Annotated in this window: 3 protein-coding genes; all 3 read left to right on the forward strand. The window is 70.9% G+C overall.

The window, feature by feature from the left end:
* Window positions 1–387, forward strand: a 387-nt coding sequence (locus DQP56_RS24025; RefSeq protein WP_234825814.1) for a DUF4129 domain-containing protein, incomplete at its 5' end; no start/stop codon positions are given.
* Window positions 384–866 carry a hypothetical protein gene (locus tag DQP56_RS24030; RefSeq protein ID WP_112689576.1) on the forward strand — a complete coding sequence of 161 codons (483 nt, stop codon included), beginning with the start codon at window positions 384–386 and terminating at the stop codon, window positions 864–866. The genes DQP56_RS24025 and DQP56_RS24030, both read left to right, overlap by 4 nt.
* An 8-nt stretch (window positions 867–874) precedes the next feature.
* Complete coding sequence (locus DQP56_RS24035) at window positions 875–1,867, forward strand: AAA family ATPase (RefSeq protein WP_112689578.1); 993 nt, start codon at window positions 875–877, stop codon at window positions 1,865–1,867.
* Window positions 1,868–2,013: the final 146 nt, after the last annotated feature.

Raw genomic sequence — 2,013 nt, forward strand, 5'->3', positions numbered from 1 at the left:
CCGTCGGCCGCCCCGCAGATCGATGCCGCACCGGCTGCTCCGCAGCCGCTGACCGCAGGCGAAACCCTGGCGCGGGCAGCTGAACTGGGCTTGACCCGGATCGCCGACCGGAGCAGGGAGCCGCGAGAGGCGATCATCGCCTGCTACGCGGTGATGGAGCGCCACCTCGCCGACGTTCCCGGCGCCGCACCGCGCGAGTTCGACACTCCCACCGAGGTGCTGGCGCGGGCGGTCGAAAACCACGCGCTGCCGGCCGACAATGCATCCAGACTGGTCGAGCTGTTCACCGAGGCGCGGTTCAGCCCGCACCTGATGACCGAGGCGCACCGCGCCGAAGCGGTCGCGATACTGCGCCTGGTGCTGGACGAATTGCGGGCTCGGACATGAAAAACGTTGCGTTGCAAGGCGTGCTGCTGGTACTCGCAGCGCAACTGGCGGTACTGTTCACCCACCAACGACAGCTGCTGCTGTGGGCCGCCGCCATTGCGGTCGCGGTCCCACTGCTGGGCATCCGGCAGCTGCTGAGGAGCGGCGGGCGTGGCGCGGCCGCGGAGCCGGCGCTCGACGAGCCCGGCGAATCGTTGCGGCGGTGGCTGTCGGGCACCGAGGCCAGAATCCGCTGGGCCGAGTCGACGAGGGCCGACTGGGATAGGCGCTGGCGGCCCATCCTGGCCCGCCGGTTCGAGGTCTCCACCCGTCAGCGGCGGGCGAAGAACGAGGCCTTCAGCGCCACCGGGACGATGTTGTTCGGCGCCGAACTGTGGCCCTGGGTCGATCCCGGCAACGTCGCCCCCAGCGCGGACCGCGGGGCCGGCCCGGGACGCGCGGTGCTCGAGGAGATCCTGCACCGGCTGGAGCAACGGTGAGCGCGGGCCTGTCCGGCACGGCGGAAACCACCGCCGAGCGCTGCACCGCCGTGCTCGACGAGATCGAGCAGGCGGTGGTCGGCAAGCGTCCCGCGCTGCGGCTCATTCTGACCGCGGTGCTCGCCGGCGGCCATGTGCTCATCGAAGATCTTCCCGGGCTGGGCAAGACGCTGATCGCGCGGTCGTTCGCCGCCGCGCTCGGATTGGACTTCACCCGCGTGCAGTTCACCCCGGACCTGCTACCGGCCGATCTGCTCGGCACCACCATCTACGACATGGCCTCGGGCCGTTTCGAGTTCCGGCGCGGCCCGATCTTCACCAACCTGGTGTTGGCCGACGAGATCAACCGGACCCCGCCCAAGACGCAGGCCGCCCTGCTGGAGGCGATGGCCGAGGGGCAGGTCAGCATCGACGGGCAGACCCACCGGCTGTCCTCGCCGTTCATCGTGCTGGCCACCGACAACCCGATCGAGTACGAGGGCACCTACCCGCTGCCCGAGGCGCAGCTGGACCGGTTCGCGATCAGGCTGCGACTGGGCTACCTGTCGGAGCAGGGCGAGGCGGCCATGCTGCGCCGGCGACTCGACCGGGGAGCCGCGCTGCCGACGGTGCGCAAGGTGGTCGACGCCGACGACGTGATGGCGATGCGGGAATCGGTGGAGCAGGTCAGCGTGCACGACGACGTGCTGCGCTACGTGGTGTCACTGGCCAACGGCACCCGGCATCACCCGCAGGTCGCGGTCGGCGCCAGCCCGCGATCAGAACTCGATCTGATCCAGCTCGCCCGGGCGCGCGCGCTGCTGCTCGGCCGCGACTACGTGATCCCCGAAGACGTCAAGGCGCTGGCAACCTCGGCGTTCGCACACCGGATCGCGCTGCGGCCGGAGATGTGGGTGCGACGCATCCAGGGCGCAGACGTGGTGGACGAACTGCTGCGACGACTTCCGGTGCCGCGAACCCCGGGCGCGCCCGCACCCGCCCCGGATACGGCGCCGCCATGACGAGGCACCACCCGGAAGAGCCCGAACCGCGCGACGTCGATACCGAATTGCACTGGCATGCATCGCCATTGACACTGGCCTTGGCCACCGGTGCGGGACTGGCGCTGGTGGTGGCGGCGGGCGCGGCGCGCTGGCAGCTGATCGCC

The sequence above is a fragment of the Mycolicibacter senuensis genome (assembly GCF_003284925.1).
Classification (GTDB): Bacteria; Actinomycetota; Actinomycetes; order Mycobacteriales; family Mycobacteriaceae; genus Mycobacterium; species Mycobacterium algericum_A.